The following is a 281-nucleotide window of genomic DNA, read 5'->3' as shown; positions in this document are numbered from 1 at the left end:
GAAAACCAGCCAAGGTCGTCCTTGTCGCCATCATGCGCAAACTGCTCGTGCTGGCAAACTGTCTTCTCTCTCAGGATCGACTCTGGACCCCAAATCCACCTTGACAACCAACACAGATTCTCATCCGACCCTTCGGGCCACCTTCTCCCCGCTGGGGACTGTTGCAAAATGCTGAGAATATGATTCCGTTGTTTTTGAACGGAGATGATTTGGATGGCGGTGAAGCAGACGGGTCAATTCAGCTTTGTTGATGCGTTGTTGCCGCAGGCAGGCGGCAGCGG

The 281-nt window shown here is 53.7% G+C and carries 1 pseudogene; it reads left to right on the top strand.

Features of this window, described 5'->3' with window-relative positions:
- A pseudogene (locus C4N04_RS32650) lies at window positions 1-104 on the top strand (IS110 family transposase); the annotation flags it as partial.
- Between the last annotated feature and the right edge of the window lie 177 nt (window positions 105-281).

Origin of the sequence: Rhizobium sp. H4 (genome assembly GCF_003013335.1) — a bacterium.
In the GTDB taxonomy this organism is placed as follows: Bacteria; Pseudomonadota; Alphaproteobacteria; order Rhizobiales; family Rhizobiaceae; genus Rhizobium; species Rhizobium sophoriradicis.
The sequence above is the reverse complement of the archived record's forward strand: the minus strand, read 5'-3'. Positions and strand labels throughout refer to the sequence as shown.